Raw genomic sequence first — 21,746 nt, 5'->3', positions numbered from 1 at the left:
GGTAAGGAGGTGAAGCCGGCAAACGAACCAACCGAGCGGGCGGGCCGCCTGACCAGGGCTCGCGCCCTCTACCGCAATGTCTCCAAGCGCCGGCTGGCCTGGCTGCTGCTCAAGGACATCGTCCACTCCTGCATGACCTACCGGGTCACCGGACTGGCCGCCGAGGCGGCGTTCTGGTGCCTGCTGTCGCTGCCGCCGCTGATCCTCGGACTCCTCGGGGTGCTCGGCTACACCCAGGCGTGGATCGGGCACGACACCATCGCCGGCGTCCGCCGGCACATCCTCGCCGCCGCCGGCACCGTGCTCTCCGACAAGGGCGTCGACCAGATCGCCCGCCCGCTGCTGAACGACGTCTTCACCGGCCGCCGCCCCGACGTCATCTCCCTCGGCTTCGCCATCGCCCTGTGGTCCGGCTCCCGGGCGCTGAACGTCTTCGTCGACACCATCACCATCATGTACGGCCTCGACGGGCGCCGGGGCATCGTCAAGACCCGGCTGCTGTCGTTCGTGCTGTACCTCGCCGCGCTGGTCGTCGGCGCCGTCGCGCTGCCGCTGATGGTGGCCGGACCGGACACCGTGGTGAGCCTGCTGCCGGCCAGCGAGCACATCATCCGGGCGCTGTACTGGCCGGTCGTGCTGCTGCTGTCGGTCGCCTTCCTCACCACCCTCTACCACCTGTCGGTACCGGTCCGTTCGCCGTGGCCGGAGGACATCCCGGGCGCGGTGGTCGCCCTCGGCATCTGGGTGCTCGGCAGCTTCCTGCTGCGGCTCTACCTCACCGCGACGGTCGAGGGCCCCACCATCTACGGCTCGTTGGCCGCCCCGGTCGCCGTCCTGCTGTGGATCGGGATCTCCGCGTTCGCCGTACTGGTCGGCGCCGCGATGAACGCCTCCCTCGACCGGGTCTGGCCGTCGGTCGCGACGGCGGCGGCGCGGGCGGAGCGAGACGCGTAGCTGCGCTTGGCTTGGCTTCCCACGTTTTTGTCTGCGGCGCCGCGCTTCTTCTCGCCGTTGCGCCTGCGGCGGGCGGGGTGTTGTCGGGTGCGGTGAGTGGGTGGTGAGAGGCCAGTGGGGGCTGGCATCGTCTGTCGACTGCCGGCAGGGGACCACTCGTGCGTGCCCCCACCGGCCTTCTTCCCTCCCACACCCGCAGCGAACAGCCCCGCGCAGCGGGCACCGCCCGCCGCAGACGCAACGGCGGGACAGCCAACAACCGGCCGGCCGCCAGGCCAAACGGCGAGCAACCAGCACGGCGCCGCAGACGAAAACGTGGGAAGCCAAGCCAAGCGCAGCGCCCGCACCGCTCGCCCCGACGCCCTCCCAGACCATCGGCCCGTTCTACGGCATCGCCCTGCCGTTCCCCGGCGGCGAGCGGATCGCGCCGGCCGGCCACCCCGACACGATCACCGTGCACGGCCGCGTACGGGACGGAGCCGGCGCACCGGTGCCCGACGCACTGTTGGAGTTCTGGCAGGCCGGCCCGGACGGGAGCCTCACCGGTGCCCCCGGGTCGCTGCGCCGCGACCCGGCCACCGGCACCGTCATCGGCCGCAACGGCGTGGACTTCACCGGCTTCGGCCGCGTCCCGACCGACGCCGACGGCCGCTACGTCCTGCACACCCTGCCCGCCACCGCACCCGCCGGACGCCCGGACGCGCACCGTACGTGGCCGTGTGCGTCCACGCACACGGCCACGAGGAGACGGTGTTCCTCGCCTTCGCCTGACCGGAGATCGCCGCCGCCCCGCACGTCGCGGCCGGACGCGCGGAGAACTGCACCGGGCTGCCGCTGAAGTGGGTCCGCTTCAGTGGTCGCCCCGGTAGCGGACCAGCAGCATCGCGGCGTCGTCGTTCAGCGGCCCCTCGGCGTGCTCGACCACGTCCTCGCGGACCGAGCGGAGCGCGGTCTCCGGATCGGGGTCCTTCAGGAGGGCGGCGCGCTCGTCGAGGGGGTAGAAGCGGCCCGCCGCGTCGCGCGCCTCGGTGACCCCGTCGGTGTAGAAGAGGAGTTGGTCGCCGGGGGTGAACGGCACCCGGTAGGGGACCGGGGTGTCCGAGCCGTGGAGGGTGAGGCCGAGCGGCAGGGCGCGGTCGGGGGGCGCGGCGAAGGCGACGTCGCCGTCGGGACGGACGACCAGGGGCGACGGATGGCCGTAGTTGAGGAGGGTGGCGTCGGGTCCGTCGCCGATCTCGGCGAGCACCGCGGTGACGAAGCGTTCGCCGGACAGATGGCGGTTCAGGGCCCGTTCGACGCGCAGGCCGACGGCCGGCAGGTCGGGTTCGTCGTGCGCGGCCTCCCGGAAGGCGCCCAGCACCACCGCCGCGCTCTCCACGGCCTCCAGCCCCTTGCCCTGGACGTCGCCGACGATGATCCGCACCCCGGCGGGCGAGGTCACCACCTCGTACAGATCGCCGCCGATCCGGGCCTCGGCCACCGCCGAGGTGTACGAGACGCCGATCCGCAGCGGGCCCGCGCTGCGCGGCACCGGGCGTAGCAGGACGCGCTGGGCGACCTCGGCGATCGAGCGGACGCTGGCCAGCTCCGCCTCCCGGCGCTGCCGCATCACCGCGGCGACCACACCGGCCGCGGTCACTCCGGCCACCGACAGCAGTGCGGTCAGCCCGCGCCGGCTCTCGAACAGGCCGTTGTAGAGCCCCAGACCGAGGCAGAGGACGAACGCCGTCAGCCCGACCAGCGCGGTACGCCGCCAGCCGCCGACCAGCCCCGCGAACGCGGGCCCGAGGGACACCAGCGGCAGGAAGCCCACGCCGGGCCCCGCGGTGAGGTCGACGACGCTGACCACGGCCATGACCGTGTAGGGGAGCACGGACAGCACACGGGAGTCGGTGTACCGCTCCCCGTTCTCCACGGCCAAGGTGTTCTCCGACGGTGTCAGTGAAGCGATCGGGAATGTTTCAGTGAGCGGGAGCCGTCGGCCGTCGGAGTGTCCGAAAATGGCTCCCCAGCCCCTGACCTGAGCATATGCAACATATGCCGTATCGAAATACCTCGGCGGCGCCTGTTACCGAATCGCAGTGGCCACGGTGATCAAGCGGTCACAGAGCCGCCGGATCTTACGGACCCATGACGCGCCGGTCGTGGCGCGCGCCGAAACGCGCTGCCGCGCCTAGCGTGACCGGCATGCGTGTATTGGTCACCGGCGGTGCCGGATTCATCGGTTCGCAGGTCGTCGCGGCGCTCCTCGCGCGCGGCCACGAGCCCGTGGTGCTGGACGCACTGCTGCCCTCGGCGCACCCCGTCCCACCGCCGCCCGTCCCCGGGGAGCAGCGCATCGTCGCGGACGTCCGGGACCGGTCGGCCGTCGACGCGGCGCTTCGGGGCGTCGACGCGGTCTGCCATCAGGCTGCCATGGTCGGCCTCGGCAAGGACTTCGCGGACGCGCCCGACTACATCGGCTGCAACGACCTGGGCACGGCCGTCCTGTTGGCCGCGATGGCCGCGGCGGGGGTGCGTCACCTGGTGCTAGCGGGGTCGATGGTGGTCTACGGGGAGGGGCACTACACCTGCCCCGACCACGGTGCGGTGCGGCCCGGTCCGCGGGCCGTCGCCGAGCTGGACGCCGGGCGCTTCGAGCCGCGCTGCCCGCGGTGCGGTGCGGAGCTGCGGCCGGGACTGGTCGACGAGGACGCGCCCACCGACCCGCGCAATGTGTACGCGGCCACCAAGCTCGCCCAGGAACACCTGGCCGCCTCCTGGGCACGGGCGACCGGCGGCCGGGCCGTCGCGCTGCGCTACCACAACGTCTACGGGCCCGGCATGCCGCGCGACACCCCGTACGCCGGAGTGGCCTCGTTCTTCCGCTCGGCGCTGGCCCGCGGCGAGGCGCCGACCGTCTACGAGGACGGGGGCCAGCGGCGGGACTTCATCCACGTCCGGGACGTCGCGGCGGCCAACGCGGTGGCCCTCGAGTCCCTGCCGGACCGCATGGCCGGCACCCTGACCGCGTACAACACGGGCAGCGGGGAGCCGCACACCGTCGGCGAGATGGCGCACGCCCTGGCCGACGCGTACGGCGGGCCGGCGCCGGTGGTGACGGGGGAGTACCGGCTGGGCGACGTCCGGCACATCACAGCCTCGTCGCGGCGGATCGCGGAGGACCTCGGCTGGCGGGCGGAGACCGGATTCGCGGCGGGAATGGCGGAGTTCGCACGGGAGGGGATGCGGGCCCCGGCAGGCCCGGCAGGCCCGGCAGGCCCGGGAGGCCCGGCCGGCGCGGCCGTTCGGGTCGGCGGATCGGCCGCTCCGCCCGGTGCCGCCGGCCCCGCTCCGGTGGACGTCGTGCTGCCGTGTCTGGACGAGGCCGCCGCGCTGCCCTGGGTGCTGGCGCGCATCCCGGACGGCTGGCGGGCGATCGTCGTGGACAACGGCTCCACCGACGGCTCGGCCCGCATCGCCCGCGACCTCGGCGCCACCGTCGTCCACGAATCGCGCCGCGGCTTCGGTGCCGCCTGCCACGCCGGACTGCTCGCCGCCGAGGCGGACATCGTCTGCTTCTGCGACTGCGACGCCTCCCTCGACCCGGCGCTGCTCGCCCCGTTCGTCCGCGCGGTCCGCGACGGCGAGAGCGATCTGGTGCTCGGCCGCCGGCGCCCCCAGGAACGCGGCGCCTGGCCGCCGCACGCCCGCCTCGGCAACCTCGCGCTGGCCCGGATGCTGCGCCGGCGCACCGGACTGCGGCTGCACGACCTGGGACCGCTGCGCGCCGCCCGGCGCTCCGCGCTGCTCGGACTCGGACTCACCGACCGCCGCAGCGGCTACCCCCTGGAGATGGTCGTCCGGGCCGCGGACGCCGGCTGGCGCGTCGCGGAACGCGAGGTGCCCTACCGGCCCCGCACCGGCCGCTCGAAGGTCACCGGCACCTGGCGCGGCACCTGGCAGGCGGTCCGCGACATGCGCACCGTCCTCAACCAGCCGCCGCTCGCGCCCCGTACGCAGGAGACGAGCCCTACGCGGGAGACGACCTCTGTGCAGGAGACGACCTCTGTGCAGGAGACGACATCTACGCAGGAGACGACCCGATGACCGACCAGCCCGCGGCGCGTTTGGTGCGTCCGGCGCAGCCCGCGCCGGGCGCGGCCCCACGGCGACCGACGCGCACCCGACACGCGGTGGACCCCCGGTCACCCGGGCCGACGGCGGTGCTGGTCATCGCCAAGGAGCCGCTGCCCGGCCGGGTCAAGACCCGCCTCACCCCGCCCTACACCCCCGACGAGGCGGCGCAGTTGGCCGAGGCCGCGCTGCACGACACCCTCCAGGCGGTGCGCGCCATGCCCGCCCGGCGGCGGGTCGTGGTGCTGGACGGCCGGCCGGGGAGCTGGCTGCCGGCCGGTTTCGACGTCCGGCCGCAGTGCGCCGGCGGTCTCGACGAGCGGCTGGCCGCCGCCTTCGCGGACAGCGCCGGACCGACGCTGCTGATCGGCATGGACACCCCTCAGGTCACCCCGCGACTCCTCGCCCCGGCACTGGCCCCCGGGGCCTGGGACGACTGCGACGCCTGGTTCGGCGCGGCCGAGGACGGCGGCTTCTGGGCGCTCGGCCTGGCCGTTCCCGACGCCCGGTTGCTGCGCGGCGTCCCCATGTCCACCGCCCGCACCGGCGCCGCCCAACGTGCCCGACTCACCGCCGCCGGCCTCCGGGTGCGCGACCTCCCGCCGTTGCGCGACGTCGACACCGCGGACGACGCCGAACGGGTCGCGGCCGCCGCGCCCGGCGGACGGTTCGCTGCCACCCTCGCCCGACTGCGGCCGGTCGCCGGCCGATGAGCTCCACCGTGCCGCCCACGACCACCGCCACCTGGGGCGCCGACCCCTTGAGCTCCACCGTGCCGCCCACGACCACCGCCACCTGGGGCGCCGACCCCTACGCGGAGGCCCTCCGCCGCGGTCGCGGCCCGCTGTTCCTGCGCCGCACCGACGGCTGGCTGCTGCCGCTGGAGGTCGAGCGCTGGTGCGCCGGCGCGGACGCCGCCGACCGCTCCGCACTGGGCCGCTGCGAGGGCACCGTCCTCGACATCGGCTGCGGCCCCGGGCGGCTGGTCGCCGCGCTCGCCGCACAGGGCCGCCGGGCGCTCGGCATCGACATCAGCCCCGCCGCGGTCGCCCGCACCACGGCGGCCGGCGGCGCCGCGCTGCCCCGCTCGGTCTTCGACTCCCTTCCGAACGAAGGCAGTTGGGGCACCGCACTGCTCCTCGACGGCAACATCGGCATCGGCGGCGACCCGCACGCCCTGCTCGTGCGGACGGCCGAACTGATCGACCGGGCCGGTCTGCTGATCGTGGAGACGGACCCGACGGACATCGACGAACGGTGCCAGGTCCGGCTCGACACCGGACGCCGGGCCGGCCGGCAGCTCTCCGGCCACCCCGGCGCGCCGCTCCGCCACGGGGGCCACCCCCGACCGGACGACCTCTTCCCCTGGGCCCGGGTCGGCACCCCCGCCCTGCTGCGGTACGCGGCCGCGACCGGCTTCAGCCCCGCCGAACAGTGGACCGTCGCCGGCCCGGTGGATCAGTCGCCGGGCGGCGCGGAGCGCTGCTTCGTCTCCCTGCGCCGGCGCCCCACGCCATCCCTCCCGGCCCCTCGCGGCTGAACCGCGCGGCACAGCAGCCACAGCGCGGAGACCGCGAACAGCCCGGCCGTGACCAGCAGCCAGCGGCTCAGGAACACCCCGCCCGGCAGCCCGGTGGCGCCCTCGTAGTGCGCCGCGGCCCCGCTCCCCGCCGAGCCGGCGATCAGCGGGAACCACACCAGCAGCAGCAACCCGGAGAGCGCGGCCGGCACCCGGACGTACGGGGTCCAGGCCCGGTGGTGGGCGGTCCCGGCCGTGTACCGGGCCACCGCGCGGTCGGCGAGCGTGTACAGCGGAAGCAGCACCAGATCGTGCAGCAGCGCCGCCCCGACGAACCAGACGACCACCAGCGGCCACTGCCCACCGGCCAGCAGCCGCACCCCCGCATAGCCGGCGAGCGCGAACGAGGCGAGCATCAGCAGAAGGTGTAACGGGCCCTCTCCGTACCAATGGTGACGGACCATCATCCGGCGGGCCCGGCCGGCCCGCTCGCGCCATCCCGTACGCACCCTCACCACTCCCCGAACGTCAGTCGCGACACCCACTTGGTGTTGAGCACCCCCGGCGCCGCCGGAACGATGATCCGCGCCGGGTAGCCGTGATCGACGGACAGGTCCGCACCGCCCACCCGCAGCGCGAGCAGCGACCGCGGATCGCTGACCTGATTGGCGCGCAGCGCGGCCCGGCGGAACGCCCCGTGCAGCTGGAGCGACTCCACCAGCAGGTCCGGCGGCTGCGCGCCGAGCCCCACCAGCGCGGCGAGGTCCCGCAGCCGCACCCCGCTCCACTGCTGGTCGTCGGTCGACCAGCCCTCCACACAGGCGATCGGCAGCGCCGCGGTGTGCTGCGGCAGTCGCAGCAGCGCGGCCCGGTCGAGCCGCACCCGCCGCCCGCCGCCCTCGATCGTCAACCGCCAGTCGGCGCCGGTGTCCTGGGTCCGGATCCCGACCGCCGCGGCCGTCTTGTTGATCTGGAAGCCGTTCGGCCCGCTGCCCGGATCGCGGGCACCGTGCGGCGCCAGCAGCGCGGTACGCCGCCACCACCCGCCGATGCTCTGTCCGGCGCTGGTCGCGAGCAGCAGCAGCGATCCGGCGCCGACCAGGGCCAGCGCACCCCGCCGGGACACGGTCGGCGGGGCCGGGCGGGCGGCCACCAGCTCGGTGTCGTCGGCGTCCGGTGCGGGGTCGGTGCGCTCCCGCAGCGCCCGCAGGGTCCGTGGGATCCGCAGTGCCACATGGGCGCCGAACGCGCCCATGAACACCCATGCGCCGTAGAAGTGCAGCGGATAGAACGACCCCGGGAAGACGTACTCCAGCTGGATGTTGAGGATGCCGGTGACGAACTCGAAGAGCGCCCCGCCGACCAGCAGCAGCAGCGAGAGCCGCTCCAGCGCATGCCCGGCCGACCGGGCCGGCGGCATCGTGAACAGCTTCGGGATCACCGACCACAGCTTCGCCAGCAGCACCGGCACCAGCGCGATGCCGACGGTGACGTGCAGCCCCTGGGTGAGCCGGTAGAGCCAGTGCGGGTCGGTCGGCCAGCTGAAGAGGTAGAAGCCGAGCAGTCCCTTGCCGGGCGTCTTGTCGTTGACGCCACCGGCCAGGTTCGGGTTGTAGGCGGCGTACGACAGCAGGCCGGTGACGAACAGCAGGGTGATCCCGGCCAGCAGGACGACGCCGAGCACCGCGGTCAGCCGGGGGCCGCGCAGCGAACTGCGCCAGAACGACGGATCGAACGGCGAAGCCGGCGGGCCCGAAGGCGGAGGAGAGGACGAAGAGGAGGAAGAGGAGGAAGCGGGCGGAGGAGGTGGGGGAGGCGGGGGAGTGAGGTGGTCTGCACCCATGCCGCGACGGTATGCCGTGGCCGGTGCGCCGAGGGGCTACGACCCATGACGAAACTCTGACGTCAGCGGATCGGCGGCACCGCCCGCGCCGCACTCGGCCTAACGTGCCGGTGTGACCCCGCGACCGACCTCCCGAGCGACCTGTGCACCACGCCCCGTGGCGACCGGCGACGGACGCGCCGCGCGCCGCGCCGATCTGCTGGCCGCCGCGGCCGGCGCCCTCCTCGTCGTGCTCGCCGCCGTCGTCGGCACCGTCATCGAGCGCGCCAACGGCAGCCTGCACGTCAACTGGCCACCGCTGTACGCCTCGTGGTTCCCGCACCTGGGGCCCGGCACCCCCGCCGCACTCGCGGTCGCCGTCCTGGTGATCGCCTACGGACCGCCGCTCGCGGCCCGACTGCCCTGGCGCGCCCTGGTCCCCGCCTCCTGGGCGGCGGCCATGGCCTGGACGTGGTCGCTGGCCCTGATCGACGGCTGGCAGACCGGCGTCGCCCGCCGCCTCACCACCGAGTACGAGTACCTGACCGTCATCCACCGCTTCGACGAACTGGGGCCGGCGCTACGCGGCTTCACCCACCACATCCTCAACAACGGACCGGACCACTGGCCCGCCCATGTCGCCGGGCACCCGCCGGCCGCCGTGCTCACCTTCGTCGGCCTGGACCGCATCGGCCTGGGCGGCGGCGCCTGGGCCGGCGCGTGGTGCATCACCGTCGGCACCTCCGCGGTGGCCGCGGTCCTGATCGCGCTGCGCGCCCTCGTCGACGAGCACACCGCCCGCCGGGCCGCCCCCTTCCTGGTGCTGGTCCCGGCCGCGGTCTGGGTCGGCACCTCCGCGGACGGCTACTTCGCCGGCGTCGCCGCCTGGTCGCTGGCGCTGCTGGCCCTCGCGGCCACCCGCAGTACCACCCCCGGACGACCGCTGGGAGCCCGCGGCGCGGCCGCCGCGCTGGCCTCCGGGCTCCTCCTCGGCCTGACCTGCTACCTCTCCTACGGGCTCACGCTCATCGCGTTGATCGCGGCGGCGGTGCTGTGGCTGGCGCGGTCCGTGCGACCGCTGCCCCTGGTCGTGGTGGGTGTGCTGGCCGTCGCGGCGGCCTTCACCCTCGCCGGTTTCTCCTGGTGGGAGGGGTACCGGCTGCTGGTCGAGCGCTACTACCAGGGCGCCGCGGCGGTCCGCCCGTACGCCTACTGGGTCTGGGGCAACCTCGCCTGCGCCGTCCTGATCACCGGCCTGGCCACGGTCGCCGGCCTGCGCCGCACCCTCGCCGTGGCCCCCGGCGCGCTGCGCCGGCTGCGTCCCTCCGCGGAACCCCTGCGCAGCCCCTCCGTGCGGCTCGCCGTCCTGCTGTCGGCCGTGCTGCTCGCCGTGTTGGCCGCCGACCTCTCCGGAATGAGCAAGGCGGAGACCGAGCGGATCTGGCTCCCCTTCGCCTGCTGGCTCCCGGCGGCCTGCGCCCTGCTGCCCGCGTCCCGGCGCCGGCACTGGCTCATCGCCCAGGCGACACTGGCTCTCCTGCTCAACCACCTTCTCTACACCGGATGGTGACGAGGCATCAGGGAAGGTTCAGGGTGTGGGTGTGGTACGTCCGGGCCGTGTTCACCCGGCCGGGGCGCAGGATCCGGATCGGTCCGAGGTAGCAGGACGGGCAGCCGCTGCGGGTCAGCGGGGAGGAGACCCGAACGCCGCGGGCGAAGTAGTCGGCCCGACGGTGGCCGGCGAGATCCGTGGTGTGCCGGATCTCGTACTCCTCTTCCCAGCCGTGTCCGCAGTGCAGACAGACGAACGCATACGCCTCGTGAACCGTCTCGCTGTCCCGTTCCATGGTCACCACGCCCTCTCCCCGGTCCCGTCGTGCTCGCTCCGGGGCCGGATGCATGCCGCACCTCCCATTATTGCGCCCTGCAACGGCATTCGCCGGAGTGGATTTCCCGGCCGCCGGCAGCCGCCGATCACGGCCGCCACCAGGCACGATGCCGGTACCGGGTATAAAGGCAGCCATGGGGCATGACGCGCGCGCACCGCGGCCGGCCGGCGCGGCCACTGCCGGCGAGGATCTCGACCACGACGTCGAGGAGGTCATCGCCGCGGTGCTGACCGCCTCCCGGCTGCTGGTCGGCATCTCGGCCCGCGCGCTCGCCCGGACGGCACCCTCGCTCACCCTGCCCCAGCTGCGCGCCCTGGTGGTGCTGGAGGGTCAGGGCCCGGTCAAGCTCGCCGCCCTGGCCGGCGCGCTCGGCGTCAATCCGTCCACCGCGATGCGGATGGTGGACCGGCTGGAGGCGGCCGGCAGCGTCGCCCGGCAGGCCAACCCCGGGAACCGCCGGGAGGTCGTGCTCAGCCTGACGGACGAGGGCCGGAACCTCGTCGAGCGGGTGCTCGCCCACCGGCACGCGGAGATCTCCGCGATCGTGGCCCAGCTGCCGGTCGAGGAGCGCGCCGGGCTGCTCCGCTCGCTCCGAGCGCTCACCGACGCCGCGGGTGAGCCGCCGGTCGCGCCGAGACCGGCACCCCCGCCGGAGTCGGCCGCCCCGTAGCGGGACCCGGCAGGGTGGCCGCGGCCGGCGCGGTCAGCCCGCGCTCTGCGCCAACGACCGGTACACCGCGGTGACCAGGCCGCCGTTGCGCGGGTCTTCGCCGGAGGTGCCACCGCCGTACTTGTTCATGGCGTACGCGTACGACAGCCGGTTCTCCGGGTCCGCGAAGGCGTACGAGCCGCCGGCGCCGCCGTGCCCGAAGGCCCGCGGGTTGGGGCCCACCAGGCCCTGGTGGTTGAGCATGTAGCCCAGGCCCCAGCGGTGTTCGTGGCCCGCCGGGATGAGCGCGTCGATGGTCAGGTCCCGTTCGCCGGGCCGGCTCTGTGACCGGCGCATCGCCTCCAGCGTGCCCGGGCCGACGAGCTTGCCGGTCACCAGCGCCCCGTAGACCGTCGCCAGGCCGTGCGCGGAGGCGTGCGCATTGCCCGCCGGGATCTCGGCCGAGCGGTAGGCGGCGCTGTTCACGTCGCCGGTGGGGATGGACGTCAGCGCCAGCATCACGATCGCCATCGGATGGTCGGCCAGCGACCGGAACGGGGGCATCGGCGCGCCCGGGAACTGCTCGCTGATCCGGGCCTCGTCCAGCTGCCCGACCATGTCGGCGCAGGAGGCGTGCTCCTCGACGGGGGTGCCGATGAACACCCGTGCGCCCAGCGGCCCGGTGATCTCGCTGCGCAGGAACGCCCCCAGGGACTGCCCGGTGATCCGGCGCACGACCTCGCCGATGAGGTAGCCGAAGGTCACCGCGTGGTAGCCCTGCGCGGTGCCCGGTTCCCACCACGGCTCGGTGGCCGCCAGGGTGGCGCACACCCGGTCCCAGTCGTAGGCGTAGTCGACGGGCAGCGGCTCACGGGGTGCGATCAGGCCGGCGCGGTGGCTGAGCAGCCAGCGCACCGGTAAGCCCTCCTTGCCGGCCTGGGCGAACTCCGGCCAGTAGCGGGCGACCGGCGCATCGAGGTCCAACTCGCCCCGGTCCACCAGTAGATGGGCGCACAGCGCGGTCATGCCCTTGGACGTCGAGTAGACGTTGACGAGGGTGTCGCGCTCCCAGGCGCGGGTCCGTGCCGCGTCCGCGTGGCCGCCCCACAGGTCGACGACCACCTCGCCGTCCAGGGTGACCGTGACGGCCGCGCCGACGTCGCCGTGCTCGTGGAAGTTCCGCTCGAACGCCTCCTGTACGCCGGCGAAACCCGGTGCGCAGTGGCCGTTGACGGTGGTTGGTCCCACGGTGGCTCTCCTCGCGTCTTCCCTGAGGTCATCCCATGCGTCTGTTCGTGTGCATTTGGTATCCGATGATCCGGTCAGATCGATGCCCATGGCAACCGTATGGGTCCGGACGGCTCAGCGGCGCGTGTCGGGACCCGTGCCCGCGGCACGCCGGTACGGCCTTCCTGCGGCGCTCCCGTACGGCCTCGCCCGAAGCTCCCTTGGCCGGAATCCGCCACCTCTCGGCGATCAACGCCCGACCGCGCCCGCACCATGGACACCGTGACCACGACGACCACCACGACGACCGTGACTGCCACGACGCCTGCGACCGAGACGACGGCCGTGACAGGGGCGACGGCCGTGACCGAGACGACGGCCGTGACCGACGCGACCGCCGTGGTCGGGACGACGGCCGTGACCGACGTGACTACCGAGACCGGCACCGGTGCCGCCGCCGAGGGCCGGGGGCCCGCACCCGTCGAGGCGCTCCTCCTCGTCGACCTCCAGACGGCCTTCGTCACCGGTCGCGAAGCGGTGCCGGACGCCGCGCGGGTGATCGACCGGAGCCGCGACCTGCTCGCCCGGGCCCGCGTCGCCGGCGCCCTGATCGTCCACCTCCAGAACGACGGTGAGCCCGGAACCGTCGACGAGCCGCACACCCCCGGCTGGGCGCTCCATCTGCCCGTCGAGCCCGGACCCCGCGAGGTCGTGGTCCGCAAGGCGGAGGACGACGGCTTCGAGGGCACCCCGCTGGCGGCTCTGCTCGCCGATGCCGACGTCGAGGCGCTGGCCCTCTGCGGGGTGCTCTCCGAGATGTGCGTCGCGGCCACCGCCCGTACCGCGCTGGCCCGCGGCTTCCGCGTGGTCCTGCCGCACGACGCCCACGCCACCTACGACATCCCCGCGGCCCCCGGCATCAGCGAGGCCGTCCCGGCCGCGATGTCCTCCCGCGCCGCCGAGTGGGCGCTGGGCGACGAGGTCGAGGTCATCGCCCGCGCCGCCGATGTCACCTTCGCCGTCGCCGCGTCCCACCCCGACTGATGAATCAACGCCGGCCGGCTGGAGGCCTTCTACCGCGATCCGCTCGGCGCCGAGGAGTTGACTCGGGTGCCCGAGGAGGATCCGGACCGGAGCGGGCCGGCTGCCGTGCTGTCGCGGCCGGCCCGCTCCGCCCACGGTCACTTCTGGTTCTTCTCCAAGGCCTCGATGTAGGCGTGCATGAAGTGGTCGCGGATGCCGTCGGAGGCCGGCGCCAGCGCATCGGCGGTGAACCCCTTGGCGTGGTCGAGCAGGCCGCTGATCACCGGCATGGTGTTGTGGATGGCGCCCTTGGAGTCGATGTAGCGCAGCGCGGAGACATGCTGGAAGGGCGGCTCCGGGGGAAGTTGGGGAACGATGTCGTTGTTGTTGACGAAGCGGTACATACGGTCGGCGAAGGCGGAGTTGAACTCCTTCGTCAGCAGTCGGTCGCAGGTGCGCGGCTGGCCGAAGGTGTAGACGCCGCTGGCCGTCACATAGGGCTCTTCGAAGTGCAGCCGGGCACCGGCCAGCATGGCCAGCGCACCGCCGAGACTGTGGCCGGTGAACCACACGGTCTGGTCGTTGTCGCGGAACTCGTCGATGGCGGCGCGGACCTGCGGCCAGACGGATTCCAGTGCCTCGCCGAATCCGTAGTGGATGAAACCCTTGCCGCTGGGGCCGGGCCAGGGCGGGGTGGTGGCGTCCGACAGCCAGTCGCGCAGGTTCGTCGGCTCCGTCCCCCGGAAAGCGGTGATGATCATGCCGTCGCCGCCGAGGGTGTACGCCTGGGTGTCCTCCAGCGGGAACGGTGGCTGGAACGTGGTGTGGTGATGGCGTACGCGGTCGAATCCCCAGGTGCGGGCGGTGGATTCGATGGTCTTCTCGTCCTTGTAGGCGAGCTCGGAGGCGCGCGCCATGCACAGTGCATGGCGGACGCTGTAGCCGGTGACCTTCTGGTCGATGGTCGCGCTGGTCAACGTGGGCTCCTGAATAATTCGACGGTGATTACGGAGCGCTCGCTCCAACTACCGAGCGTAACCTTGTCATGTCGCGCCGCAACCTTGCGCCCGTTCAAACCACTCGTTCGAGCCTCGGGTCGCACACACCCGGCCGCCGGGCGAGCCTGGAAGCGTTCGGCACCCGGAGGAAGGTCCACAGAGGAAGGCCCCACAGTGAACAGCGCGAAACAGGCGTCACATGCGGAACACGTATCGGCCGAGGTGGTGGTGGAGCTGGAGAGCTGTGCGACGCAGGACGCGCACGCCGTCTTCAGTGCGCTGCGCACCTCGTTCAGCTCCGACCGGGCCGCCGACGATGTGCCCGAGGAGATGGCGGGGCCAGGGGCGACGGTGTGGACCACGACCTTCGACGTGAGCGAGCTCAAGGCCACCGCCGAGCCCCGGCGGCTGACCGCCCCCGTCGTGGTCAGCCTCCAGGGTGGCTACTGGGCTGTCGACCAGCTGTGCAAGGGCCTTGAGTCGGCGTTCGCCGTGCACGTTCTGGGCATGGCCGCGGGCGACCAGGAGAAGGAGGTCGAGCTGCGGCTGGAGTCTCGCTAGCGGGGCCTCCCCCTCGCCGTGGCGTCGTGCGACGGCCCGCACTGCTCCTCTCCCCGGGGTCGGGTGTCCCGCCCGTCCGGGCCTGGCCTGCCCGTCCGGGCCGGGCCCACGGGACCCGTCATCGTGAACGCCGTGCGTCACGCCGCCGGAGTAAGGGCGCGGGACCTTCCGTTGGCGCCGGCCGGGGCCCTCCCGCATCTGCGCGGCGGCGTGGGCAGGTGAGCGCGGCGGGCTCCGGGGGACTCCGGTGGCCCATGATCAGTTGCGGGGGGTGCGCCTCGGGGTCACCATGTCACATGACCCATAGGTGATAGACGCTCACTCTTCGTGTTCGGGGTTCGTTGGTCCAACGAGGTGAAGGGCGTGAGCCTCGCGGTGAGGAGCCACGACATGACACGTCCCACCGACCGGCATTACACGGTCGAACTGCATGCCACGGCGGAGCGGGTACCGCGGATCCGGCGGATCCTCGCCGCGCACCTGCGGCACTGGAACCTCGAGCTCCATATCGAGCCCGTATGCCGGGGAGTGGCGGAGCTTCTGACCAACGTCCATCGCCACATCGGCCCCGAAGCCCGCTGTGTGGTCGAACTCCGCTGGTCCGGGCGGCACCTCACGGCCTCCGTCGCCGACCAGGGCCCGCGGCTGCCGAAGCTGGTGAGTGCTGCCGGCGGCGGGCTCTCCAGAGTGGCCGCGCTGAGCGACAGTTGGGGCACCTGCGGTACGCCGGACGGCAAGGTCATCTGGTTCACCCGGCGCGTCGAGGCGACCCGCAAGACCCCGCTGACGGCCCGCGCCCCGCTGCGCAGCGTGCCCGACGCCAAGGGGCAGCCGACGCTGCCGCCGGCCGTGCCGGTCGAGCCGCTGGTCGAGCCCGCGCCCGAGGTGGCCGCCGGGACGAGCCCGGCGGACTCGCCGGCGGTGTCCCTCGTCTGACGCACCCTCCGTGATCCGGCGCGGTGACGGCAGCCCCGCCCGCCCCTCGCCAACCGGCTGATATACGCCTGGCGGGTGCCCCGGTACCGGCGGTGGCCACCCGCCGCGGTTACGATCCAGGCATGGCATCGGCTCGGTCGACCAACGGCAGGGTGCGGGACCGCGGTTCAGCGGTTCCGTTCCGTGTGCTGTGGCTCACCGTGGTGCTGATCAGTGTGCTGGTGGCGCACGGAGCGCGGGCGGAGAGCGCCGAGGGCCCTCTGCTCGGTGCCGTGCCGGCCGCGGTCGCGTCCGCAGTGGCGGACCCCGACACGGCCGCCGCCGCGGACTCCGGCACGGCCGCCGCCGCGGACCCCGGCGTCCGGCGTGCGCCCGACGCCGGCATCCCTGCGGAACACGCCGATCACCCGGGCCACCCGGGGCACTCGGGTGAGCACTCCCACGAGCTCTGCGTGTCGGGCCATCCCCAACAGGGTGCCGCCGTCCCGCCGCCCTGCGCCCGGCCCTTGACGGGCTCCTCCTGGCGTACGCCGACGCAGGGCCGGCACGCGCCGCCGATGCCTGCGGCCGCCGCTCTTCCGCCGCCGGTCGGCGGCCCCGGCTCGGTCGTCCAGCAGGTCTAGATTCCGGCCAATTCCGGATCGCACCTGCTGCTCTCTCCTGCTGTTCGCTCCCGCCGCCCGCGCGTTCGTTGCGCTGCCACGGCGATGCGGCGGCCTTTTGCCGGAGGACCGACCCGTGCCTGCCCGCACTCCGTCCCACGTTCCGCTCCACCCGGCGCCCCGTCCGGCGCCACTGCTCCCCTTCCTCCTGCTCGTCGTCGGCCTGCTGGTGGCCCTCTTCCCGTGCCACGGCGGTGTCGCCGGGCACCCCCATCCGGCGGGGTCGTCCGCCGTCGTGTCGTCCGCGCCGTCGGGTGCCCCTGCCGGTGCGTCGTCGGGCCGGCCCGTTCCGGCGACCGTCGCGCCCGAGGAACGGGTCGAGGAGCACCACGGCACCGCATGTGACCAGGGGGCGTCCGGCCATCTGCCGCAGGGCCGCCCGACCGCGGATCCGCAGGGCGCCGGGTCCGGGCTGCTCGCGGCGGCCGTGCTCGGTACGCCGGTCCGGCGGCGGTCCGCCGTATGCCGCGGCGGTGTGCGCCGACGCCCGGCGCGCACCGGCCGATCCACTCTCGCCGCGCTGTGTCGGTGCCGGATATAGGAGCGCCCGGCCGCGCCCGGCCACCCGGCCGGGCCGAGACGAGCGTCCCTTTCCAGCCCCCCACAGAACGAGAGCGAGTCATGCACGCTGTTCCCGTCGTTCCCACCCCTGCCCCCGTTCCTGCCCCTACCCCCGGAACTCCGGCCGCCGGGATCCCCGGCCTGGTCGGCAACACCCCGGTACTGCACGTCTCCGAGCCGCTCACCCCGCCCGGACGCGGCTTCTGGGCGAAGCTCGAAGGCCGCAACCCGGGCGGCATCAAGGACCGGCCCGGCCTGCACATGGTGGAACGGGCCCGCGCCCGCGGCGCGTTGCGGCCCGGTGCGCGGATCATCGAATCCACCAGCGGCACCCTCGGCCTCGGCCTGGCGCTCGCCGGCATGGTCCACGGCCACCCGGTCAGCCTGGTCACCGACCCCGGCCTGGAGCCCTCGATGACCCGGCTGCTGGCCGCCTACGGCGCACAGGTCGAGCTGGTGGACGAGCCGCATCCGACCGGTGGCTGGCAACAGGCCCGCCGCGACCGGGTGACCCAGTTGCTCGCCGCACACCCCGGTTCGTGGTGCCCGGACCAGTACAACAACCCCGACAACACCACCGCCTACCTGCCGCTGGCGCTCGAACTCGCCTCCCAGTTGGGCCACATCGACGTCCTGGTGTGCAGCGTCGGCACCGGCGGGCACTCCGCCGGCGTGTCCCGGGTGCTGCGCCAGCTCTACCCGGACCTGCGGCTGGTCGGTGTCGACACCATCGGCTCGACCATCTTCGGGCAGCCCGCCCGCCCCCGGCTGATGCGCGGACTGGGCTCCAGCATCTATCCGCGCAACGTCGCCTACGACCAGTTCAGCGAGGTGCACTGGGTCGCACCGGGCGAAGCGGTGTGGACCTGCCGCCAGTTGGCATCCTCGCACTACGCGACCGGCGGCTGGAGCGTCGGCGCGGTCGCGCTGGTGGCCGGCTGGCTCAGCCGCACCGAGCCGGCCGGCACCCGCATCGTGGCCGTCTTCCCCGACGGACCGCAGCGCTATCTGGGCACGGTGTACGACGACGAGTACTGCGCCGCACACGGCCTGCTCGACGCCCCGCCGGCGGACGAGCCGCAGACGCTGGAACGCCTGGGAGAGCGGGAGGTCACCGCCTGGACCCGGTGCACGGACGTCGTCGATCCGCTGAGCCTGCCGGGGGCGGCCGCGGTGACCGGTTCCGGGCGTCCCGGCGATGCGGTCCGGGCCACCACCGGCCGCCCGCAGGAGGCGGCCCGGTGAAAGGCGTCCTCACACAGGTGCGCTCCTACGAGCGCAGCGTCCAGTTGTTGATGGTCAATCAGTTCACCATCAACCTGGGCTTCTACATGCTGATGCCGTATCTGGCCGCCCATCTGTCGGGCACCCTGGGCCTGGCCGGCTGGCTGGTCGGCCTGGTGCTGGGCGTGCGCAACTTCAGCCAGCAGGGGATGTTCCTGGTCGGCGGCACGCTGGCCGACCGGTTCGGTTACAAGCCGCTGATCGTGGCCGGCTGTGTGCTGCGTACGGCCGGCTTCGGCACGCTGGCACTGGTGGACTCGCTGCCCGCGCTGCTGGCGGCGTCCGCGGCGACAGGCCTGGCCGGGGCGCTGTTCAACCCGGCGGTCCGGGCGTACCTGGCGGCCGCGGCGGGAGAGCGCAGGCTGGAGGCGTTCGCGCTGTTCAACGTCTTCTACCAGGCGGGGATCCTGCTCGGCCCGCTGGTGGGCATGGTGCTGACCGGAGTGGACTTCCGGGTCACCTGCCTGGTCTCGGCGGGCATCTTCGCGCTGCTGAGCGTCGTGCAGATCCGTGCGCTGCCGGCCTGGGAGGACGGGGCCCCGCGGGCGGACGGTGCCGGCCGGCGGACCGGTGTGCTGTCCCAGTGGCGCGGGGTGCTGGCCAACCGGCCGTTCCTGCTGTTCTCCGGCGCCATGATCGGCTCCTACGTGCTGTCCTTCCAGGTCTATCTGGCGCTGCCGTTGGAGGTGCGGCGACTGGGCGGCGAGGGACGGTTCGGCACGGCCGCGGTGGCGGCGCTGTTCGCGGTGTCCGGGCTGAGCACGATCCTGGGGCAGACCCGGGTGACCCGCTGGTGCAAGGCCCGGATGCCGGCCGGACGGGCGCTCGCCTGGGGCCTGTTCACGATGGGCCTGGCGTTCCTGCCGCTGCTGGTGGCCAGTGCGCTGCCGGTTCCGGCCGGCGGTCCCGGGCGCTGGGCGCTGGCGGCCGTCCCGCCCGCGCTGTGCGCGCTGCTGCTGGCCGTCGGCACGATGATCACCTACCCGTTCGAGATGGACACCATCGTCCGGCTCTCCGGTGACCGCCTGGTCGCCACGCACTACGGGCTCTACAACACCATCTGCGGGGTCGGCATCACGCTCGGCAACCTGTTGACCGGTGGCGCACTGGACGCCTCCCGGGCCGCCGGTCTGCCCGCCCTGCCCTGGCTCGCCCTGCCGGCCCTCGGCCTGGCGTGCAGCGCGGCCCTGTACGGGCTGCACCGGACGGGGCGGCTGACCCGGGCCGGTGGGCTGGCCGCGGTGCCGGGCTGAGGAAAATGGGTGGCCGCCCCGCCCTGCCCCGGCGGGGCGGGGCGGCCACTCCTGGCCGGGGAGTTCGCCGCGCGTACGGCGAACTGTCACACCTGGGACACCCCCACTTCCCAGACACTCGTTCCTCTTGGAACACTCTGCTGACTGCTGTGTCCCCACAGCTCCCAGCACAACTGCACAGCACCGTCCCCAACACCGCGAACTTCCCCACACCCGAAGAGGTTCACAGACTCATGCCTGAACTCAATCGGCGGCGTTTCCTCCAGATCGCCGGCGCCACCGCGGGCGTCTCCGCCCTGTCGAGCAGCATCGCCCGTGCCGCGGCCATCCCCGCCAAGCGGCGCACCGGCTCCATCAAGGACGTGGAGCACATCGTCGTCCTCATGCAGGAGAACCGTTCCTTCGATCACTACTTCGGCACGATGAAGGGCGTCCGCGGCTTCGGCGACCCGCGCCCGGTGACGCTGCCGAACGGCAAGCCGGTGTGGAACCAGCCCGACGGCGGCAAGGAGGTGCTGCCCTTCCACCCGGACGCCGAGGACCTCGGCATGCAGTTCATCGCCGGCCTCGACCACGACTGGGCGGGCGGCCACAAGGCGTTCAACAACGGCAAGTACGACCAGTGGGTGCCGGCCAAGTCGGAGCGCACCATGGCGTATCTGACCCGCAAGGACATCCCGTTCCACTACGCCCTCGCCGATGCGTTCACCATCTGCGACGACTACCACTGTTCGTTCATCGGGGCGACCGACCCCAACCGCTACTACATGCTGTCCGGGCACGTCGGCAACGACGGCAAGGGCGGCGGTCCGGTCCTCGGCAACCAGGAGGCGGGGTACGACTGGACCACGTACGCCGAGCGCCTGGAGCAGGCCGGGGTGTCCTGGAAGGTCTACCAGGACATCGGCGACGGCCTGGACGCGAACGGCCAGTGGGGCTGGATCGACGACGCCTACCGGGGCAACTACGGCGACAACTCCCTGCTCTTCTTCAACCAGTACCGCAACGCCAAGCCCGGCGACCCGCTCTACGACAAGGCCCGCACCGGCACCAATGCCAAGGCCGGCGACGGCTACTTCGACGTGCTCAAGGCCGATGTGAAGGCCGGCAAGCTCCCGCAGGTCTCCTGGATCGCCGCGCCCGAGGCGTTCAGCGAGCACCCCAACTGGCCGGTGAACTACGGCGCCTGGTACATATCGCAGGTGCTGGACGCGCTGACGTCCAACCCCGAGGTGTGGAGCAAGACCGCCCTGTTCATCACCTACGACGAGAACGACGGTTACTTCGACCACATCGTGCCGCCGTACGTCCCGTCCTCCGCCGACCAGGGCAAGTCGACCGTCGACACGAGCCTGGACTACTTCCCCGGCAACGCCAGCTACGCCGCCGGCCACTACGGCATGGGCATGCGCGTGCCGATGATCGTGGTCTCGCCGTGGAGCACCGGCGGGTACGTGTGCTCCGAGGTCCTCGACCACACGTCGATCATCCAGTTCATGGAGAAGCGCCACGGGGTCAAGGAGCCGAACATCTCGCCGTGGCGGCGCACCGTCTCGGGCGACCTCACCGCCGCCTTCGACTTCGGCGGCAAGGACACCGGCCCGGCGGCCCTGCCGGACACCGCCGGCTACCAGCCGCCGGACCACGAGCGCCACCCCGACTACGTCCCGCACGCCCCCGCCAACCCGGCCCTGCCCAAGCAGGAGTCCGGCTCCCGCCGCACGCGCCCGCTGCCGTACGCGCCGCTGGTCGACGGCTCCGCGGACCCGGCGGCCGGCACGTTCACCCTCACCTTCAGCGGCGGCGACGCGGCGGGCGTCTGCTTCCACGTCCGCTCCGGCAACCGCACCGACGGCCCCTGGACCTACACCACCGAGGCCGGCAAGAAGATCTCCGACACCTGGAACTCGGCGTACTCCAAGGGCGCCCACGACCTGTCGGTGTTCGGTCCGAACGGCTTCCTGCGCGTCTTCAAGGGCCCCGGCAAGACCGCCGGCCCCGAGGTGACCGCCCGCCACGACAAGGCCAGCGGCAACATCAAGCTGACCCTGAAGAACGCGGGCAGCGCCGCCGCCAACCTCACCGTGACGAACGCGTACGGCGGCGCCGCGGAGACCTTCAAGGTGAAGGCGGGCGCCACCGTGGAGCACACGGTCGACCTGCGGGCCAGCAAGCGCTGGTACGACCTGTCGGTCACCTCCGACACCGACAAGACCTTCCTGCGCCGGTTCGCCGGCCACGTCGAGAACGGCCAGGCGGGCGTGAGCGACCCGGCACTCATCACCGGCTGAC

The 21,746-nt window shown here is 73.3% G+C and carries 20 protein-coding genes and 2 pseudogenes; 16 read left to right on the top strand and 6 right to left on the bottom strand.

From position 1 onward, the window contains the following. The first annotated feature begins 9 nt into the window (after positions 1–9). A complete protein-coding gene (locus AB0C96_RS13960; protein WP_362916984.1) occupies positions 10–954 on the top strand; it encodes a YihY/virulence factor BrkB family protein in 945 nt (314 codons plus the stop codon). 373 nt (positions 955–1,327) lie between these two features. After that, positions 1,328–1,692 (top strand): annotated as a pseudogene (locus AB0C96_RS13955) (protocatechuate 3,4-dioxygenase subunit alpha); the annotation flags it as partial. A 112-nt stretch (positions 1,693–1,804) separates the two neighbouring features. On the opposite strand, the gene AB0C96_RS13950 reads toward AB0C96_RS13955, so the two are convergent. Beyond that, positions 1,805–2,809 carry a PP2C family protein-serine/threonine phosphatase gene (locus tag AB0C96_RS13950; RefSeq protein ID WP_362917106.1) on the bottom strand — a complete coding sequence of 335 codons (1,005 nt, stop codon included), beginning with the start codon at positions 2,807–2,809 and terminating at the stop codon, positions 1,805–1,807. A gap of 332 nt (positions 2,810–3,141) precedes the next feature. On the opposite strand from AB0C96_RS13950, the pseudogene AB0C96_RS13945 reads away from it, so the two are divergent. The 4 genes and pseudogenes from AB0C96_RS13945 to AB0C96_RS13930 all read left to right on the top strand — a co-directional run. After that, positions 3,142–4,170 (top strand): annotated as a pseudogene (locus AB0C96_RS13945) (NAD-dependent epimerase/dehydratase family protein); the annotation flags it as partial. After that, on the top strand, positions 4,156–5,043 hold the full coding sequence (locus AB0C96_RS13940) for a glycosyltransferase family 2 protein (protein WP_362917104.1): 888 nt from the start codon (positions 4,156–4,158) through the stop codon (positions 5,041–5,043). The pseudogene AB0C96_RS13945 and the gene AB0C96_RS13940, both read left to right, overlap by 15 nt. Continuing rightward, a complete protein-coding gene (locus AB0C96_RS13935) occupies positions 5,040–5,783 on the top strand; it encodes a DUF2064 domain-containing protein (RefSeq protein ID WP_362916982.1) in 744 nt (247 codons plus the stop codon). Before AB0C96_RS13940 ends, AB0C96_RS13935 begins: the two co-directional genes overlap by 4 nt. Positions 5,784–5,791: 8 nt before the next feature. After that, positions 5,792–6,610, top strand: coding sequence for a class I SAM-dependent methyltransferase (locus AB0C96_RS13930; protein WP_362916980.1), 819 nt, complete (start codon positions 5,792–5,794; stop codon positions 6,608–6,610). Here the strand turns inward: AB0C96_RS13930 and AB0C96_RS13925 are convergent. Together AB0C96_RS13925 and AB0C96_RS13920 are read right to left on the bottom strand one after the other, a co-directional pair. Continuing rightward, positions 6,529–7,056 carry a hypothetical protein gene (locus AB0C96_RS13925; protein ID WP_362917102.1) on the bottom strand — a complete coding sequence of 176 codons (528 nt, stop codon included), beginning with the start codon at positions 7,054–7,056 and terminating at the stop codon, positions 6,529–6,531. The genes AB0C96_RS13930 and AB0C96_RS13925 overlap by 82 nt on opposite strands. A 44-nt stretch (positions 7,057–7,100) precedes the next feature. Next, positions 7,101–8,432, bottom strand: coding sequence for a molybdopterin-dependent oxidoreductase (locus AB0C96_RS13920; RefSeq protein ID WP_362916978.1), 1,332 nt, complete (start codon positions 8,430–8,432; stop codon positions 7,101–7,103). 157 nt (positions 8,433–8,589) lie between these two features. On the opposite strand from AB0C96_RS13920, the gene AB0C96_RS13915 reads away from it, so the two are divergent. After that, the gene (locus AB0C96_RS13915; RefSeq protein WP_362916976.1) at positions 8,590–9,981 is read left to right on the top strand and encodes a hypothetical protein; all 1,392 of its coding nucleotides are present in this window, start codon (positions 8,590–8,592) and stop codon (positions 9,979–9,981) included. A gap of 7 nt (positions 9,982–9,988) precedes the next feature. Here the strand turns inward: AB0C96_RS13915 and AB0C96_RS13910 are convergent, their stop codons facing one another. Beyond that, the gene (locus tag AB0C96_RS13910; RefSeq protein ID WP_362917101.1) at positions 9,989–10,258 is read right to left on the bottom strand and encodes a hypothetical protein; all 270 of its coding nucleotides are present in this window, start codon (positions 10,256–10,258) and stop codon (positions 9,989–9,991) included. Between the two features lie 175 nt (positions 10,259–10,433). Between AB0C96_RS13910 and AB0C96_RS13905 the strand changes: the two genes are divergently transcribed. Beyond that, the gene (locus AB0C96_RS13905; RefSeq protein ID WP_362916974.1) at positions 10,434–10,970 is read left to right on the top strand and encodes a MarR family transcriptional regulator; all 537 of its coding nucleotides are present in this window, start codon (positions 10,434–10,436) and stop codon (positions 10,968–10,970) included. Between the two features lie 33 nt (positions 10,971–11,003). On the opposite strand, the gene AB0C96_RS13900 is transcribed toward AB0C96_RS13905, so the two are convergent. Further along, the gene (locus AB0C96_RS13900) at positions 11,004–12,197 is read right to left on the bottom strand and encodes a serine hydrolase domain-containing protein (RefSeq protein ID WP_362916972.1); all 1,194 of its coding nucleotides are present in this window, start codon (positions 12,195–12,197) and stop codon (positions 11,004–11,006) included. Positions 12,198–12,602: 405 nt separating this feature from the next. On the opposite strand from AB0C96_RS13900, the gene AB0C96_RS13895 reads away from it, so the two are divergent. Beyond that, positions 12,603–13,220, top strand: coding sequence for an isochorismatase family protein (locus AB0C96_RS13895; RefSeq protein WP_362917100.1), 618 nt, complete (start codon positions 12,603–12,605; stop codon positions 13,218–13,220). 137 nt (positions 13,221–13,357) lie between these two features. Here the strand turns inward: AB0C96_RS13895 and AB0C96_RS13890 are convergent, their stop codons facing one another. Further along, positions 13,358–14,176: a lipase family protein gene (locus AB0C96_RS13890; RefSeq protein ID WP_362916970.1), complete on the bottom strand. Its 819-nt coding sequence runs from the start codon at positions 14,174–14,176 to the stop codon at positions 13,358–13,360. Positions 14,177–14,371: 195 nt separating this feature from the next. Between AB0C96_RS13890 and AB0C96_RS13885 the strand changes: the two genes are divergently transcribed. From AB0C96_RS13885 to AB0C96_RS13855, 7 genes are all read left to right on the top strand, one after another. Then, positions 14,372–14,758 (top strand): hypothetical protein, encoded by a 387-nt coding sequence (locus AB0C96_RS13885; protein ID WP_362916968.1) that lies wholly within the window; start codon positions 14,372–14,374, stop codon positions 14,756–14,758. 390 nt (positions 14,759–15,148) lie between these two features. Next, complete coding sequence (locus AB0C96_RS13880; protein ID WP_362916966.1) at positions 15,149–15,694, top strand: ATP-binding protein; 546 nt, start codon at positions 15,149–15,151, stop codon at positions 15,692–15,694. A gap of 122 nt (positions 15,695–15,816) precedes the next feature. Then, complete coding sequence (locus tag AB0C96_RS13875; protein WP_362916965.1) at positions 15,817–16,317, top strand: hypothetical protein; 501 nt, start codon at positions 15,817–15,819, stop codon at positions 16,315–16,317. 115 nt (positions 16,318–16,432) lie between these two features. Continuing rightward, positions 16,433–16,897 (top strand): hypothetical protein, encoded by a 465-nt coding sequence (locus tag AB0C96_RS13870; RefSeq protein WP_362916963.1) that lies wholly within the window; start codon positions 16,433–16,435, stop codon positions 16,895–16,897. Positions 16,898–16,977: 80 nt separating this feature from the next. Then, entirely contained in the window at positions 16,978–18,162 is a 1,185-nt protein-coding gene (locus tag AB0C96_RS13865; RefSeq protein WP_362916961.1) for a PLP-dependent cysteine synthase family protein, read from the top strand. Continuing rightward, a complete protein-coding gene (locus tag AB0C96_RS13860) occupies positions 18,159–19,454 on the top strand; it encodes an MFS transporter (RefSeq protein ID WP_362916959.1) in 1,296 nt (431 codons plus the stop codon). The genes AB0C96_RS13865 and AB0C96_RS13860 overlap by 4 nt, the downstream gene beginning before the upstream one ends. A 233-nt stretch (positions 19,455–19,687) precedes the next feature. Then, on the top strand, positions 19,688–21,745 hold the full coding sequence (locus tag AB0C96_RS13855; protein ID WP_362916957.1) for a phosphocholine-specific phospholipase C: 2,058 nt from the start codon (positions 19,688–19,690) through the stop codon (positions 21,743–21,745). Position 21,746 lies beyond the last annotated feature (1 nt).

Origin of the sequence: Streptomyces sp. NPDC048506 (assembly GCF_040651315.1) — a bacterium.
In the GTDB taxonomy this organism is placed as follows: Bacteria; Actinomycetota; Actinomycetes; order Streptomycetales; family Streptomycetaceae; genus Streptomyces.
This window is presented reverse-complemented; position numbering and strand designations above follow the sequence as displayed.